General features: G+C 54.3%; 16 protein-coding genes. All 16 read right to left on the bottom strand.

The genetic code is table 11. The features are described from left to right. Nucleotides 1-53: 53 nt before the first annotated feature. The gene (locus MHH78_RS14240; protein WP_339310367.1) at nucleotides 54-641 is read right to left on the bottom strand and encodes a histidine phosphatase family protein; all 588 of its coding nucleotides are present in this window, start codon (nucleotides 639-641) and stop codon (nucleotides 54-56) included. 149 nt (nucleotides 642-790) lie between these two features. Beyond that, on the bottom strand, nucleotides 791-1,234 hold the full coding sequence (locus MHH78_RS14235; protein ID WP_051478164.1) for a hypothetical protein: 444 nt from the start codon (nucleotides 1,232-1,234) through the stop codon (nucleotides 791-793). Nucleotides 1,235-1,386: 152 nt separating this feature from the next. After that, nucleotides 1,387-1,974: an RNA polymerase sigma factor gene (locus MHH78_RS14230; protein WP_036727278.1), complete on the bottom strand. Its 588-nt coding sequence runs from the start codon at nucleotides 1,972-1,974 to the stop codon at nucleotides 1,387-1,389. A 640-nt stretch (nucleotides 1,975-2,614) separates the two neighbouring features. After that, nucleotides 2,615-3,709 carry a prephenate dehydrogenase gene (locus MHH78_RS14225; RefSeq protein ID WP_341167769.1) on the bottom strand — a complete coding sequence of 365 codons (1,095 nt, stop codon included), beginning with the start codon at nucleotides 3,707-3,709 and terminating at the stop codon, nucleotides 2,615-2,617. Nucleotides 3,710-3,767: 58 nt separating this feature from the next. Further along, nucleotides 3,768-4,865 (bottom strand): histidinol-phosphate transaminase, encoded by a 1,098-nt coding sequence (hisC, locus tag MHH78_RS14220; RefSeq protein WP_341167768.1) that lies wholly within the window; start codon nucleotides 4,863-4,865, stop codon nucleotides 3,768-3,770. A 23-nt stretch (nucleotides 4,866-4,888) separates the two neighbouring features. Further along, nucleotides 4,889-5,713 (bottom strand): tryptophan synthase subunit alpha, encoded by an 825-nt coding sequence (gene trpA, locus MHH78_RS14215; protein ID WP_341167767.1) that lies wholly within the window; start codon nucleotides 5,711-5,713, stop codon nucleotides 4,889-4,891. Further along, a complete protein-coding gene (gene trpB, locus MHH78_RS14210; RefSeq protein ID WP_341167766.1) occupies nucleotides 5,710-6,909 on the bottom strand; it encodes a tryptophan synthase subunit beta in 1,200 nt (399 codons plus the stop codon). The genes trpA and trpB overlap by 4 nt, the downstream gene beginning before the upstream one ends. Continuing rightward, nucleotides 6,906-7,586, bottom strand: a complete 681-nt coding sequence (locus tag MHH78_RS14205; RefSeq protein ID WP_339310374.1) for a phosphoribosylanthranilate isomerase — start codon at nucleotides 7,584-7,586, stop codon at nucleotides 6,906-6,908. The genes trpB and MHH78_RS14205 overlap by 4 nt, the downstream gene beginning before the upstream one ends. Continuing rightward, nucleotides 7,579-8,409 carry an indole-3-glycerol phosphate synthase TrpC gene (trpC, locus tag MHH78_RS14200; RefSeq protein WP_076079181.1) on the bottom strand — a complete coding sequence of 277 codons (831 nt, stop codon included), beginning with the start codon at nucleotides 8,407-8,409 and terminating at the stop codon, nucleotides 7,579-7,581. Before trpC ends, MHH78_RS14205 begins: the two co-directional genes overlap by 8 nt. Continuing rightward, nucleotides 8,399-9,439 (bottom strand): anthranilate phosphoribosyltransferase, encoded by a 1,041-nt coding sequence (trpD, locus tag MHH78_RS14195; protein WP_341167765.1) that lies wholly within the window; start codon nucleotides 9,437-9,439, stop codon nucleotides 8,399-8,401. The genes trpC and trpD overlap by 11 nt, the downstream gene beginning before the upstream one ends. A 78-nt stretch (nucleotides 9,440-9,517) precedes the next feature. Continuing rightward, nucleotides 9,518-11,071, bottom strand: coding sequence for an anthranilate synthase component I (gene trpE, locus MHH78_RS14190; RefSeq protein WP_341167764.1), 1,554 nt, complete (start codon nucleotides 11,069-11,071; stop codon nucleotides 9,518-9,520). 354 nt (nucleotides 11,072-11,425) lie between these two features. Then, on the bottom strand, nucleotides 11,426-11,797 hold the full coding sequence (gene aroH, locus MHH78_RS14185) for a chorismate mutase (protein WP_076079179.1): 372 nt from the start codon (nucleotides 11,795-11,797) through the stop codon (nucleotides 11,426-11,428). Further along, complete coding sequence (gene aroB / locus MHH78_RS14180) at nucleotides 11,791-12,894, bottom strand: 3-dehydroquinate synthase (RefSeq protein ID WP_340979732.1); 1,104 nt, start codon at nucleotides 12,892-12,894, stop codon at nucleotides 11,791-11,793. The genes aroH and aroB overlap by 7 nt, the downstream gene beginning before the upstream one ends. A gap of 1 nt (nucleotide 12,895) precedes the next feature. After that, a complete protein-coding gene (aroC, locus tag MHH78_RS14175; RefSeq protein WP_341167763.1) occupies nucleotides 12,896-14,065 on the bottom strand; it encodes a chorismate synthase in 1,170 nt (389 codons plus the stop codon). Nucleotides 14,066-14,248: 183 nt separating this feature from the next. After that, complete coding sequence (locus MHH78_RS14170) at nucleotides 14,249-14,425, bottom strand: hypothetical protein (protein WP_179090429.1); 177 nt, start codon at nucleotides 14,423-14,425, stop codon at nucleotides 14,249-14,251. Between the two features lie 108 nt (nucleotides 14,426-14,533). Continuing rightward, nucleotides 14,534-15,337 carry a CheR family methyltransferase gene (locus MHH78_RS14165; protein ID WP_340752881.1) on the bottom strand — a complete coding sequence of 268 codons (804 nt, stop codon included), beginning with the start codon at nucleotides 15,335-15,337 and terminating at the stop codon, nucleotides 14,534-14,536. Nucleotide 15,338: the final 1 nt, after the last annotated feature.

The following is a 15,338-nucleotide window of genomic DNA, read 5'->3' as shown; positions in this document are numbered from 1 at the left end:
ATACAGCCCTTTTTATTCCTTTTGCCGCAAAAAAAATAACCCGAAGGGTCGGGTTAATGCTGTTTTTGTAAAATATGACGGGTACAGTTGTACAATAAAGGATTCCATTCCTGCTCGTTCTTCTCCAGAATCGTGAGTGAGAGATTGCCGAGCCGTTCCGAATATTTGTCTTTGTAGAGTGCGGTGTAGAGCTGTGCAAGGAATCCTCCATGGGAGATGACCAGGACATTCTTACCCGGGAACCGGGCCGTAATATCCTCCAGGAACGCAAGCCCCCGGACCTGAAGTGCCTCATCGCTCTCCTGTCCCAGAGACAGCAGCTTCCAATCCTTGCCCCACTTGGCTTCACGGGCTTCGGCTGTCATGCCCTCCACCTGGCCGTAGGCACGCTCACGGATACGGTCATCCGGCTCAAGTAAAGGAATGCCCAGCTTGGCCGCTACGATCTTGCCGGTCTCTGCTGCACGGGACAGACTGCTGGTAATACAATAGTCCCAGTGATAAGGCTCCTGCAGCAGCCGGTCACCCAGCATCTCAGCCTGCCGCCTGCCTTCATCATTCAGCGGAATATCACTTTGTCCCTGAATTTTACCTACTGCATTCCAATCCGTCAGCCCATGGCGTATTAAGCCGATCAGCATCGCCTATCACCGTTCCCTTCCCTATTTATGTTTGCTTAATAATGTAACACGAATGAAAACAAATGTCTTCTTTTTTAGAACAAGTAGAAACAGATACATTCTTGTATTCAAATCAAAAACCCTCTTCTCCATGCTCGGGAAGGGGGTTCTCATTGTCTGCGGTACCGGTTCAGACGGACCAGCAGGAATATGGATAATCCGACGCCCAGCGTCGACAATACCATCCAGTACTGCGGATGTGCAGGGCCCATATTGGCCACCAGCGGCTCAATAATCCCGCCCTCAGACTCCACCGGATATGAAGAAGACCAGTCCAGGGTTAAGCCTGCCACACCTGTCTCGACGATCCCGCTCTGTGCCGCCGTCGTATTCGAGGGGGTCTTGAACACGGTGAAATATAAGAAGCTTGAGATAAACACCGCTAAAAAACAGGCAATCCAGAGGCTTAAGCGATGCCGGAATACTGTAGAACTCCCCGCAGACTTCCCGTCACCGGGCATAAGCCAGGGGCTCTCCAGATAGATTCGCTCCATAACCTTACTGTTAATCGCTTCTGCCCGCTCATCGCTGACATCGAATCTTGTATCCTGCATAAGCTCACTGGTCTCCTGCCACAGCGCCCATTCGGCACTGCAGTAGGAGCAGGTTGCGATATGTCTCTCAAGTCTAATCCGCCTGGGATCTGTGGGGGGAGCGTCCCACAAGTGTGGAATGGAATCCTGCGCTTCCCTGCAATTCATAGGCCTTACACCCTCTCAGCCTGCTCTTCAAATTCAGGCTCATAGAAATAGGATTCGAGCTGGAGCTTCACACTGCTCCTTGCCCGGAACAGCAGTGACTTCACTGAGCTGACGCTCTGATCCAGAATCACGGCAATTTCCTGATAATCCATCTGATCATATTCACGCAGAATCAGCGCGGAGCGCTGCTTCTCCGGGAGATTGTTAATCGCTTCGCGAACGAGCTCCATCCGTTCCTTGCGCAGTGCTGCCTGTTCCGGGGCAACATCAAGCGGTGCCACAGGTGTATAGCCGCTCTCTTCAAGCGACACATTCCCGGCACGGTTCTTGCGAAGCTCACTGAGCACTGTATTGCGGGCAATAGTGTACAGCCATGTGGAGAAAGAAGCATCCACTTCCCGGAAGGAATGAAGACTCCGGAAGGCTTTGTAGAAGGTCTCTGAACAGAGGTCTTCGGCAATCAGCTCCATATGGGAGTTCTTCAGCATGTGGTACACAAAAGCCAATATCTTGCGTTGATATCGTCGCATGAGTTCCGAATATAATTCTGTATCGCCTTGCTTGATTAGCTGGATCAACTGGGAATCCGTCATGGTGAGTCGGCCCTCCTCGCCCTTGCACGTGTAATCCCGTCCGGTCCGTATCTACTTATACCGGGCAGGTAACAAAAAGTTGCGGCATACCTTCATTTTTTGCAGCACAAAAATCCAATCTTCCTATGTATATTCAACTTACCGTTATTTAAGGCTTCCAACCTTCAATTCCTTTTGTAAGACAGAAGAATGGCAGCATTCTCCTTACAGGACAACACAGCCCGTCTCCACTTGTTCAGCAAGCGGTTACCTATACTTGGAAGGAATCTATAAACATACTTAACCCAGTATAGCATAGTTTCTAACGGGAGGAAATTAATAGACTTTGAGAGATGCGCTGACAGTCCGATGAAAGCGGTCTTATTTTCTTTAAATAAAGTGTTGACAAAATGTAAACGGATACATATAATAAAAGTACAGTATGGTTTCTCTCCACTCCTATCCAAACACTACACGGTTCCAAGAAATTGTGAACTGTAACCGCTTATTATGTAAGCGGTCTTTTTTTTGTCCATTTTTACGAACATTTGGGTATTTACTGGCCGCTTGTTTACTGCCGCAGCCTGGGCACCATCTGACAGCAGTTTAATTTCCTCTAATTAATAAATAAGAGCCGGGGCATCCGGCCCCGGCTCTGCTTTTACATATATACGGTATAATCATTCTCCTGCAGCAGAATTCTGGCCCGCTCCATATCGTTCTCCTGGCGGAAGGACAAGCGCATGATCCCGGGAACATCCTCGCGGCTCTCAATAATCTGCACGTTGCTAAGGTTGATGCCCTGGTCACCCAGCTCCGTAGCAATCCGGCCGATAATGCCGGGGTGATCGGGAACATCAATATGCAGATCGAACAGCGGAGTGATCATTCCCTTGCGCCGCTCAGGAAGCTGGCTGCGGAATTGATTCGCCTCCTGGAAGGCCGACTCGATCCCTGCGCCATCCCCGCTCTCCAGCAGATGGATGAATGAGGACACCTCATCGTTCCAATCCTTCAGCAGCTGCAGCATCACAGAGCGGTTATTCAGCAGAATATCGCGCCAGATGATCGGATCGCTCGAAGCAATGCGGGTAATATCACGGAAGCCCCCCGCAGCCAGCGTGCTGTACAACGAGTCCGAATGGTCGTATGCATGAATCTGATTCACCAGGGCTACCGCAATAATATGCGGCAGATGGCTGATCGCTCCAACAATCTCATCGTGGCGCTCCGGATCAAGCCGGACTATCTGCGCTCTCGTATGCAGCAGGAGCGACTCCAGAGCCTGGTAGGCAGCTTCCGGCACGCCAGGCGGAGGTGTAAGCACGTAATACGCATTCTCAAACAGTAAGGAGGAGGCTGCCTCTACGCCTGAACGCTCCGATCCGGCCATAGGATGGCCTCCTATGAAATGTACACCGGGAATATCCAGTGTAAGGGCACACTCCGCAATGCTGGCCTTGGTGCTGCCGACATCCGTAATAATACAGCCCGGCTTCAGCGGCAGCTTGCTTAACCGCTGAAGATAGTCCTCAAGCATGCCTACCGGCACACACAGAAAAATATAATCCGCATCCAGTGCAGCTTCCTCAAGTGATAATGTAGCCTGATCAACCACACCTCTGCTCACATATTTAGCAGCAGATTCAGGGCGGTGGGCATGGCCTACAACGGTCAGACCCTCCTTGCCTTTGAAGCAAAGGGCCAGTGAGCCGCCGATCAGGCCGACACCGAAAATTGCTATTTTTGTCGTCATCTTCTTAGTACTACCTGCCTTCTGTGGTATCGTCAATCCAGCTGCTGAGCCCTCACGGTTATGCGCGAACTTCCTGCTCCTTCAGCACCTGCTCCAGGGCAGCTACGAAGGCTGTGTTCTGCTCGGCGGAGCCGATGGTCACCCGCAGGTAGGTCGGATACCGGTGGAAGCCTGTTCTGACGATGATTCCTTGACGCAGCAGCGTATTGAAGACTTCAGCAGCCGGCTTGCGTACATCCACCAAAATGAAGTTCCCGTGAGCCGGGAACGACGTAAGCCCTAGACGCGCGAATTCCGCCTCAAGCTGCACAATCCCTGCACTGTTAAGCGCACGGCACTGCTGCACATATTCCTGATCGGAGAGTGCTGCCACCGCCGCCACCTGAGCCAGGCGGGTCGTATTGAACGGCTCGCGCACCTGATTAATCAGGGAGATTACCTGGCTGCTGGCCACACCATAGCCGATACGGAGCGCCGCAAGACCATAGATCTTGGAGAAGGTACGAAGGACTACCAGATTAGGGTATTTGTCGATCAGCTTAATGCCGTCGGTGTAGCTGAGATCCGTTACATATTCGTAATAGGCTTCATCCAGGACTACCATCACGCTGGCAGGTACTGCATCCAGGAACGAAATCAGGGCGTCCTCGGGCACAATGGTACCGGTTGGATTGTTGGGATTACAGATCCAGACGATCTTGGTCCGGTCTGTAATCTTCGCCAGCATTGCATCCAGATCATGCGTTCCGTCTTTAAGCGGGACTTCTATAGTTATAGCCCCTTCGATATCCGCATTACTCTTATATACGGAGAAGGTCTGATCGGCCATAATCGTCTCGTCACCGGGCAGGAAGAAGGCACGGGCAATCAGAGCAATAATCTCATCAGATCCGCATCCGAAAATAATACGCTCACCCGTAACGCCCAGATGCTTAGCCAGCGTCGCTGTCAGCTCTGCGGCAGAGCCGTCCGGGTATAAAAAGAGATTATCCAGCTCCGCTACAATAGCGGCCTTCGCACTTGGTGCAGCCCCGTAAGGGTTCTCGTTGGATGCCAGCTTAATGACTTCGCTTAAGCCCAGCTCCTTCTTGACTTCTTCAATCGGCTTCCCCGGCTTGTAGACAGGAAGGTCAACGATATTCGGTTTTGGATTCATGGGTGATCCTCGCTCTCCAAATATTAATTAGGTCTTAATTGTGCCACAAATTCACGAATTTGCAACAGTCCGGCGCTTCTCGTCTGCGGCTGGGACAGCAGGGGAATAACCTCCTCCACCTTACGGACAATCGCGCTACCGACTACTACACCATCACAGATCTTCGCAAAACGGGATACCTGTTCTCCAGTGGAGATCCCGAATCCTACAGCAACAGGCAGGTCCGTAGACCGGCGGACGGATGCAATGAACTCATCTACTCCGCTGTGGAAGCTTGAGCGTTCCCCGGTTACACCGAGCGAGGATACGCAATAGACAAAGCCGCTGGCGCCGGATACGATCCGGGCAATCCGTTCGCTGGAGGTCGGGGCCACGAGCGGAATGAGATTCACTCCGGCGGCACGGCTGCGTGCACGCAGGTCCTCTGATTCCTCCACCGGCACGTCAGGGATGATCAGCCCGCTGATCTCATGGGCATTCAGCTGCGCAAAAAACGTATCCAGCCCCATCTGCATCACCGGATTGTAATACGTGAACAGGATGAACGGCAGTTCACTGCCTGCCTGCCGGGCCTTCAGCGCCGTCTCCATGCAGGTGCGCAGATGAACCTTGCTGCGCAGCGCTCTTGCAGACGCCCGCTGGATGACCGGACCGTCGGCCAGCGGATCGGAGTAAGGAACGCCCAGCTCCAGAATATCCGCTCCCGCTGCCTCCAGCTCGGCAATAATATCCAGCGTCGTCTCAAGATCAGGATCGCCTACGGTTAAGAACGGAATAAGGGCAGTACGGCCTTCCGCCTTCAGCCGGTTAAACGTCAGGTCCATCCGGTTCGTCGTTTCGGTTGTCATTGCTGCTCCGCCCCTTCCGTATAAGCCATAATGGATTCCACATCTTTGTCGCCGCGTCCTGACAGGCAGATCACCACAATATCATCCTTGGTCAGCGTCTTGCCAAGCTTGACCACATGGGCAATGGCATGAGCTGATTCCAGAGCGGGAATAATCCCTTCCGTCACGCAGAGCAGCTTCAGCGCCTCCAGCGCTTCCGCATCGGTCACCGGCACATACTGGGCACGGTGAATGTCCTTGAGATAGGAATGCTCAGGCCCCACGCCCGGATAATCGAGTCCGGCCGAGATGGAATGGGCCTCGATGACCTGTCCATGCTCATCCTGCAGCAGATAGCTCAGCGAGCCCTGGAACACGCCATGGCTTCCCTTGCTCATGGTTGCTGCATGGAACGGAGTGTCTACGCCTTTACCGGCGGCTTCAACACCAATCATCGCCACCTGCTCATCCTCCATGAACGGATAGAACATGCCGATAGCATTGCTGCCTCCGCCTACTGCGGCAACCAGCAAATCCGGCAGGCGCCCTTCCGCCTCCAGAATCTGGCGGCGGGTCTCATCCCCGATAATCCGCTGGAAGTTGCGGACCATCATCGGATACGGATGGGGACCTACCGCAGAGCCAAGTACGTAGAACGTATCTTCCACATTGCTCACCCAGTAGCGGAGCGCCTCATTCCCGGCATCCTTCAGCGTTCTGGAGCCGGATGTCACCGGAATAACCTCTGCCCCGAGCAGCTTCATGCGGAAGACATTCAGCGCCTGGCGGCGGGTATCCTCTTCACCCATGAACACCTTGCATTCCATACCGAGCAAGGCGGCTACCGTAGCTGTCGCTACTCCGTGCTGGCCTGCGCCGGTTTCGGCAATCACCTTGGTTTTACCCATCATTTTGGCCAGGATGCCTTGTCCGATAGCGTTGTTGATCTTGTGGGCGCCTGTATGATTGAGGTCCTCCCGCTTCAGATAGATCTTGGCCTCGCCAAGCTCCTTGCTTAGCCGCTCTGCATAATACAGCGGGGTCTCGCGGCCCGAATACTGCTTGAGCAGATAATCGATTTCCTCCTGAAAGGCCGGGTCTGCCGAGAATTTATTGTAAGCCTCTTCCAGCTCGATCAGTGCAGTCATCAAGGTCTCAGGAACGAAGCGGCCTCCAAAAGAACCAAAACGTCCATTTTTGTCCGGTACTTGTATCATGATTGCTTCACCCTTTCTACGAAAGCTGTCATTTTGGCAATGTCCTTACTGCCGTTACTCTCAACTCCGCTGGAGACATCCACGCCATAAGGAGCGTAGCCGTCCAGCAGCTCGTTCACATTGTCCGGATGCAAGCCTCCGGCTATAAATAAAGGCAGCGCATGCTTCGCCGCCGCTTGCTGGTATAAGGGAATCTGCTCCCAATCAAATGTACGGCCCGTACCGCCGCGCTCCTGCGGATCATAGGTGTCCAGCAGCAGAGCATCAATGGTGCCCGCATAGCTGTCCAGCAGAGGCTGAACCTCATCCCCTGCTTCAGGATTACGTCCGGCTACCGAAAGGGCCTTCCAGACCTTAACCTGGGGAAAAGCCGCCTTGACCTCCGCACAGAACTGCGGACTCTCTTGTCCATGAAGCTGCACAACATCCAGCGGTACAGTTCTCAGCAGCTCTGCCAGCTCGGAAAGGCCGGGGTTAACGAATACGCCCACCGGTCGGGGCGCAGGCTCAGACTTCCAGTTGCCCAGCTCTGCAATCAGCTCCGCAGCCACATCAGTAGTAACCCTCCGGCGGCTGGGCGCAAACACCAGACCCACATAATCGAGCGGCAAACTATTCATAGATTTTAGCACTTCAACGCCCTGAAGTCCACAGATTTTTACGAGGGGTTCAGTCACGATGCACGCGATCCTTCCCGGCAGGAAGCGGACCGAGCAGCTGATGGACCGCCTGCTCTACATCCGGCTGGCGCATCAGGTATTCTCCGACCAGCACACCGGTTGCCCGTGTCTTGCGGAGATACGCAATATCCTCCGGCCCTGTAATCCCGCTCTCGCTGATTACCGGAAGACCGGCTGGCAGCAAAGCTGCCAGCTCCTCCGTAGCGGAGAGTGAGGTTTCGAACGTCTTGAGATTCCGGTTATTGATGCCCAGCAGAACGCCGGGATGTTCAGCCTTACCCGTAGACAATACCGTCTCCAGTTCAGTGCGGTCATGGACCTCAATCAGGATATCGAGTCCAAGCGCGGCAGCGGAGTCGGTGAACCCTGCGAGCTGCTGCGGGGTCAGAATGGCCGCAATCAGCAGAATCGCATCCGCGCCAAGCAGGCGGGCCTCGTAGATCTGCTTCTCATCGATAATGAAGTCCTTGCGCAACAGCGGAAGCTTCACCGCCTCTCTTACCTGCTGCAGATACACGCCGCTGCCCTGAAAATAATCCTTGTCCGTCAGCACGGACAGGCAATCGGCTCCTGCCGCTTCATAGCCCCGGGCAATCGTCACCGGATCAAAATCGGCCCGGATCAGCCCCTTGGACGGCGAGGCCTTCTTCACCTCGGCGATCAGCCCCATCTCCCGGTTCCGGCGTTCAGTCAGAGCGCTGCGGAAGCCTCTGGTAGCAGGCAATGCGGCAATGGAGCGCTCCGCCGCGGCGAGCGAGAATTGCTGGCTTAACGCTTCTACCTCTTTCACTTTCGTGGCAACAATCCGGTCAAGATACATAATCAAGCTCCTTTGTCATCGCTTTTAACTGTTCCAGCTTGCGCAGGGCCGCCCCTGAATCAACAACCTCTCTGGCACGGTCCACGCCTTCCTTCAGTGTATCGGCAAGACCGGCGACATAGATGCAGGCCCCGGCATTCGCCAGTACGATATCACGGTACGGATTGATATTCCCCTCCAGCACTGTAGTGATAATCGCCGCATTCTCTGCAGCATCGCCGCCCATGACATCCTCCAGCGGATGCTGGCTGAGGCCAAGCTCCTGCGGTGAAATTTCGTAGGTGGTGACTACGCCCTGCTTCAGCTCGGAGACCTGCGTCGGTGCCGAGATGCTGATCTCATCCAGACCGTCCAGACTGCTCACAATCATCGCCCGCTTGGAGCCGAGCTCACCCAGGACCTTGGCAACCGTCTCTGTCTTATTGCGGTCATAAATGCCCATCAGCTGCCGGTCTGCTCCGGCCGGATTGGTCAGCGGGCCCAGCATATTGAAGACCGTCCGTACACCCAGCTCACGGCGGGGAGCAGCGGCATGCTTCATGGACGGATGATAGATTTGAGCGAACAGGAAGCAGATGCCGATACTGTCCAGACATTGCCGCGCCTGCTCTGCATTCAGATGAATATTGACGCCGAGCGCTTCCAGCACATCTGCACTGCCCGCTCTCCCGGACGCCGAACGGTTGCCATGCTTCGCAACTCTTACAGAAGCAGCGGAAGAGATAATCGCTGAAGCTGTGGAGATATTGAATTTATGAATACCGGAGCCGCCCGTGCCGCAGGTATCCAGCAGCTGGCTCCGCTCGGTAAGCACCTGTGTTCCGAAACCGCGCATCGCCTCTGCGAAGCCGGTGATTTCTTCAACGGTCTCGCCTTTGATCCGCAGCGCGGTCAACAGCGATCCGATCTGTGCGGGTGAAGCTGCACCTTCCATAATCGTGCCCATAATCTCGCGGGCCTGCGTACGGGTAAGATCCTTTCCCTCGATTAAACCGGCAATTCCTGATTGTAGTAACTGGCTTGCGTCCATAGTTCATGTCCTCCTAAAATTTTTAAGTTTTATGGAGCATTCTCTGCTCTTCTGATCTCGTCTCTGCTAATTCCCGGTTCACGGGGTATATTCATACATATAATCCTGGTTAATGACCTGCTTCTCCTTCATTTCAGCAGGGAACATCGCTTCCGCCATTCGGATTGCTTTCAGCATTCCCTTGGCCTTGTTCACTGTCTCCTCATATTCCTTCTCCGGCACAGAATCCCAGACGATTCCTGCTCCGGCCTGCACATAAGCGCGGCCTTTGCGGAAGATAATCGTACGGATCGTGATGCAGGAATCCATATTCCCGGAGAAGCCGAGATAGCCGATCGCTCCGGCATAAGCGCCGCGGGCTTCCCGCTCCAGCTCGGCAATAATCTCCATCGCCCGCAGCTTCGGCGCTCCTGATACCGTACCTGCCGGAAGGCAGGAAAGGAAGGCATCGAAGAAATCCTTATCCTCGGCCAGCGTTCCGGTCACATTCGAGACCAGATGCATGACATGCGAGTACTTCTCGATCTCCATAAATGTATTGCATTTCACGCTGCCGAATTTCGAGACCCGGCCGAGATCATTGCGGCCCAGGTCGACCAGCATCAGATGCTCCGCACGTTCCTTCTCGTCCTCCATCAGCTCTGCGGCGAGCTGATGATCCTCTGCCGCGCTCGCTCCGCGCGGCCGGGTTCCGGCAATCGGCCGGGTCTCCACCCGTCCGCCGTCCACCTTGACCAGCGCTTCCGGCGAGGTGCCGACGATGATCTCCTCATCCATTTTCAGATAATACATATAAGGGGATGGGTTCAGAATGCGCAGCATCCGGTACACATGCAGCGGAGAGACCTCGGTCTCGATATGCATCCGCTGTGACAGCACCACCTGGAAGATATCTCCGGCACGGATGTATTCTTTGGCCTGCTCTACGTTACTTATATACTGCTCCTTGGTGAGATTCGAGTGAATCTCACCAAGCTCGATATCCTGCGGAATGCTGCGGCGGTTGACGTTCTCCTTCGGGCCTTCCTTTTGCAGCTCCTCTGCCAGACTCACTAAGCGATTGCTCAGTTCCTCGTAGCCCGCCCGGATATCCGAATCCGTATCTCCATCCTTGATATGAAGATTACCCACCAGCAGGATCTGCTGCTTCACATGATCGAAGACGATAATGCGGTCACAGAACATAAAGCGGATGTCATCCATATTCAGGTCATCTACCGCATGTGCGGACAGCTTCTCATAATACTGCAGCAGATCATAGCCGAAGAATCCGATGGCTCCGCCCGTAAACGGCGGCATACCTTCCAGTTTGGGACTGCGGTAGGAACGGAGCAGCGCTTTCAGCTCCTCGACAGGTTTGCCGGACAGCTGTTTTTTCTCGCCGCCGACCTCCACCTGGATCTTCCCCTTTTTGCCGGAGATCATCAGGAACGGATCACTGCCGATAAAAGAATAACGCGCCCATTGAATGCCGCCCTCTACACTCTCCAGCAAAAATGCGCGATCCTGCTCTGCAAACCGCTGGAACAGCCGGATCGGCGTTTCCATATCAGCCAGCAATCTTGTTACGACCGGGATCAGATTGTATTCGCGCGACAGCGACACCACTTCTTCAATGCTCGGATTCGTCACTTGGGTAACCTCCTAGGGGATAACGGATATTGTCCGAAATACAGAAAAACCTCTACCGGAGTAGAGGTTTGTTGATAGTCAGTATGTGAATTAGCGCCTCGGACCGGCATGAACCCAATCGAATGCTAGAGATTCCTCCATGGATACAGGGATAGCGCAGATGCAACTCATTATAAGTTACGGCTATACAGGTATACCAAAAAAGAACACTGACAATCAAGGGTCTGCTCTGCAATAGGTCCTACACTCAGCTCAACTATACTCTACTCAACTCATTCTAAACTCTGCTTTACTCGGCTAACTTCACTATACATGATGACGGTAGTCATTGACAACCCCGCGGGCTATAATTTATTACTTGCTCTGTGAGAGATCCGGGCGAAGCCGCTGGGCTTCATTCAGATACACATGACGGATATCGCGCTGGGATTTGTCGGTGTTCACCTGCACCATCAGGCGGATACAATTCGGCAGGCTGCCCTTCACAGGGATCTCCACGGAACACATCAGCGGAACCATCTCCCAGCCTTCGATCTCACGGATCGCCCGTGCCGGGAAGGTTGCATCCAGATCAGCAGTCATCGTAATCCACACACTGCAGATATCCTCTGCGATCACATCATTGCGCTCCACAATTTCCCTCAGCAGGATCACCGTTTCACGTAAAATTTCCGTCTCTTCATTCTGGGTTACGGTCGTTGCACCGCGTATGCCCCGGTTCACCATGGGCTCCCCTCCTTCTTAAGCTGGGCTATGACTTCTGAGACATCGCTTGCCTGTACATCACTGATGATACTTACTTCACCAATGGCCTCCGGCACGATAAAAGTCATTCGGCCTTCCTTGAATTTCTTGTCATGCATCATCGCTTCCATCAGCTCTTCCCCGCTGTACTGCGAAGGAAGCCGGGTGGGCAGCGACAAGGCGGTGAGCATGGACACTGTGTCCTCGTAGATCTGTCTGTCCCGGCCCAGCTTCGCTGCGAGCAGAGCAGATCCGGCCATCCCGATCGCAATCGCCTCTCCATGCAGGAAGGTGCCATAGCCGCCGACAGCTTCAATGGCATGTCCGATGGTATGCCCCAGATTCAGAATCGCACGCTGTCCATGCTCCCGTTCATCACCGCCGATTACCTCCGCCTTGATGGCACAGCCGCGTTCCAGCGCATATCCCAGCGCCTCGGGGTCCAGTGCCAGCAGCTTGTCCGCATGCCCCTGGCACCAGTAAGCGAACTCACGGTCCAGAATCAGCCCGTGCTTGACCACCTCAGCCAGGCCTGAAGCGACCTGCCGGGGTGGAAGTGTAGCTAAGGTGTCCAGATCATATAACACCATAGATGGCTGATAAAAGGCGCCCAGCATATTCTTGGCCAGCGGATGGTTAACGGCCACCTTGCCGCCTACACTGCTGTCATGGGCGAGTATGGTCGTTGGAATCTGCATGAACCCGATTCCCCGCATATAAGATGCAGCAACGAAGCCGGCCAGATCGCCAACGACTCCCCCGCCAAGCGCCAGCACGGCTGAGCTGCGGTCCAGACCGCCTTGAATCGCTGTGGTAATGACTTCTTCATAGACGGCTAGTGACTTCGAAGCTTCACCCGCCTGAATGACATGGCTGACCACCGTATATCCGCTGCTGCGGAGGGAAGTCTCCACCTGCTCCAGATAACGCGGCGCTACTTCGGTATCACTGACCACCAGCAGCGGGCTGCGCTGCGCGAATCCGGCTTCGGTGCAGCGTTCGCCGATACTCTGCAGCAGACCGCTGCCGATATAAATCGGATAAGAACGTTCCCCTAAGTCAACAGTAATGCTGCGCATCTTAGTAGCTCTCCAGCTGAGCCAGGTAATTATTGTAGTTCGCGCGGATCTCTTCCAGAGAGTCACCGCCGAATTTATCCAGGAACGCCTTGGCAATCTCCCAGGCTACTACACTCTCCAGTACGACACAAGCTGCCGGAACGGCACAGGCGTCTGAGCGCTCCACCTGGGCTGTGAACGGCTCCTTCGTGTCGATATCCACACTCTGCAGCGGTTTGTACAGCGTCGGGATCGGCTTCATTACCCCTCTGACGACCACCGGCATTCCATTGGTCATTCCGCCTTCGAACCCGCCCAGCCGGTTGCTCGCCCGGAAGTACCCTTTCGAGGCTTCATACATAATCTCGTCATGGACCTGTGAGCCGCGCAGCTTCCCGGCTTCGAAGCCGATCCCGATCTCCACGCCCTTGAAGGCATTGATCGACATCACGGCTCCGGCGATGGCACCATCCAGCTTGCGGTCGGACTGTACATAACTGCCAAGGCCAATAGGCAGACCTTCGACAATACATTCCACAATCCCGCCGATGGAGTCGCCTTCTTCCTTGATCTTGTCTATGTAAGCCTCCATCTTCTGCTCCGTCTCCTTGTCCACTACCCGCACAGAGGATTCTTCAGTCCGGGTAATCAGCTCATCGATAGGCAGATCGTTAGCCGGTGCTTCAATCTCTCCGATCCGGATAACTTGTCCGGCAATCTTCACTCCGAAGGCTGCAAGCAGCTGACGGGCAACCGCGCCTACAGCTACTCTTGCTGCTGTCTCACGGGCGCTGGAGCGCTCGAGCACGTTACGCAGATCGGTATGGTTATACTTAAGTCCGCCGTTCAGGTCCGCATGACCGGGACGCGGACGGTTCACCCGGCGCTTCTCTTCGTCACTGCCCGGAATCGGCTCAATATTCATAATGTTCTTCCAGTGTGTCCAGTCCTTGTTCTCCACAATGAGCGCTACAGGAGCTCCGGTAGTATAGCCGTGGCGTACACCGCCGGCAATCTGGGCAGTATCCTTCTCAATCTGCATCCGGCGTCCGCGGCCGTAGCCCTTCTGTCTCCGGTGCAGCTGGAAATTAAGCTCTTCAAAGTCAAGTGTCAAATTACTGGGCAATCCCTCAATAATGGCTGTAAGCTGGGGGCCGTGCGTCTCCCCCGCTGTTAAATAGCGTAAACTCATGCTGCGTTCCCCCTTCACACTTTTGGACTGTAAACCGCTAAAATGTTAAATGTCTTTGCTTATTATAGTATAGGCTCTCCGCTTTGACAAGAAAGCAATAGCCCGGCCCTCCGCTTATATTTGAACAAAACAAGCGCCGCTCCTGCTCTTTCGAGTAGAAGCGGCGCTGCTGTGCTCCCCCGTTCAGGAGCCTGTCTCCAGACTGTCGCTGCCTGGTGCCGGAAGGCGGCCGCCGGTTCTGCCCTCTTCCGCAGTAAGCAGGCTCTGGAGCTGCAGCTCCTCGATGCCGAGAATCTGCCCGCATTCGCGGACGGTGAGGAACCCCCGCCGGTAGGCGGTGATGACCTTGCTTTTGTCCATCTGGGTTAACGACCTTTCACTTGGCGTTAGGTTTCTTCCTACTTCCCAGTATCACTGAAAAGCGCCTAAAGTATACCCTGCACCAAGGGAGACTCCAGCAGACTACGGCTATTTCTTGCGGTAAAAGAAGGTTTCGGTCGACTCGAAGCCATACTGCGCCGGTGTGAAGATCTGCTCCGTGCTGCCCACGAACAGATAACCCCCGGGCCGCAGACTGGCCGAGAATTTGTGATACAGCTTATTCTTGGCTTCTTCGGTGAAGTAGATCATGACATTGCGGCAGATAATCAGATCGAAGCCTTCGTCGAATTTATCCAGCAGCAGATTCTGCTTGCGGAAATCGATATTCTTCTTCAGTCCTTCACTGACCTTGAAAACCGGGCCTTCCGGTGTAAAATACCGGTCTGACACATCTTTGGGCACATCCTTCAAGGAGCGCTCCAGATAGATCCCCTGCTTCGCTTTGGCCAGCGCCCCGTCATCAATATCTGTAGCCAGAATGCCGGTCTGGGCCAGAATATTCTTGTCCGAGAGAATCATCGCCAGCGTATAAGGCTCTTCTCCCGTTGAACAGGCGGCACTCCATAGCTTCAGTCTGCGGCCGGAGCGCTGAAGATCCGGCAGAATCACATCCCTCAGCACTTCCCAGCGGTTCGGATTCCGCCAGAATTCGGAGACATTGATGGTCATGCGGTCCAGGAACTCATAGAACAGAGCCTTGTCCTTCATCATTGCCGCATAGAACTCGTTAAAGGTATTGTAGCCGTTCTTCATACGGAGCGTCGTCAGCCGCCGCTTCATCTGTGCTTCCTTATACTGCGCAAGGTCAATGCCTGTGCTTTGTTTGATATTATGAATAAATCCGGTATAATCAGGGTCCGGGGTTAATGAGGATTCTTCACGTTCAGCCATA

The organism is Paenibacillus sp. FSL H3-0333, from assembly GCF_038002805.1.
Lineage (GTDB): Bacteria > Bacillota > Bacilli > Paenibacillales > Paenibacillaceae > Paenibacillus_AQ > Paenibacillus_AQ silagei.
Note: the sequence above shows the minus strand (reverse complement) of the source record. Positions and strands in the feature narration are given on the sequence as shown.

Excerpts from the sequence above, each read along its gene's own strand:
- MHH78_RS14240 (WP_339310367.1), bottom strand. The coding sequence starts at position 641 with ATGCTGATCGGCTTAATACGCCATGGGCTGACGGATTGGAATGCAGTA.
- MHH78_RS14235 (WP_051478164.1), bottom strand. The coding sequence starts at position 1,234 with ATGCAGGATACAAGATTCGATGTCAGCGATGAGCGGGCAGAAGCGATT.
- MHH78_RS14230 (WP_036727278.1), bottom strand. The coding sequence starts at position 1,974 with ATGACGGATTCCCAGTTGATCCAGCTAATCAAGCAAGGCGATACAGAA.
- MHH78_RS14225 (WP_341167769.1), bottom strand. The coding sequence starts at position 3,709 with ATGACGACAAAAATAGCAATTTTCGGTGTCGGCCTGATCGGCGGCTCA.
- hisC (WP_341167768.1), bottom strand. The coding sequence starts at position 4,865 with ATGAATCCAAAACCGAATATCGTTGACCTTCCTGTCTACAAGCCGGGG.
- trpA (WP_341167767.1), bottom strand. The coding sequence starts at position 5,713 with ATGACAACCGAAACGACGAACCGGATGGACCTGACGTTTAACCGGCTG.
- trpB (WP_341167766.1), bottom strand. The coding sequence starts at position 6,909 with ATGATACAAGTACCGGACAAAAATGGACGTTTTGGTTCTTTTGGAGGC.
- trpC (WP_076079181.1), bottom strand. The coding sequence starts at position 8,409 with ATGTATCTTGACCGGATTGTTGCCACGAAAGTGAAAGAGGTAGAAGCG.
- trpD (WP_341167765.1), bottom strand. The coding sequence starts at position 9,439 with ATGGACGCAAGCCAGTTACTACAATCAGGAATTGCCGGTTTAATCGAG.
- aroH (WP_076079179.1), bottom strand. The coding sequence starts at position 11,797 with ATGGTGAACCGGGGCATACGCGGTGCAACGACCGTAACCCAGAATGAA.
- aroB (WP_340979732.1), bottom strand. The coding sequence starts at position 12,894 with ATGCGCAGCATTACTGTTGACTTAGGGGAACGTTCTTATCCGATTTAT.
- aroC (WP_341167763.1), bottom strand. The coding sequence starts at position 14,065 with ATGAGTTTACGCTATTTAACAGCGGGGGAGACGCACGGCCCCCAGCTT.
- MHH78_RS14170 (WP_179090429.1), bottom strand. The coding sequence starts at position 14,425 with ATGGACAAAAGCAAGGTCATCACCGCCTACCGGCGGGGGTTCCTCACC.
- MHH78_RS14165 (WP_340752881.1), bottom strand. The coding sequence starts at position 15,337 with ATGGCTGAACGTGAAGAATCCTCATTAACCCCGGACCCTGATTATACC.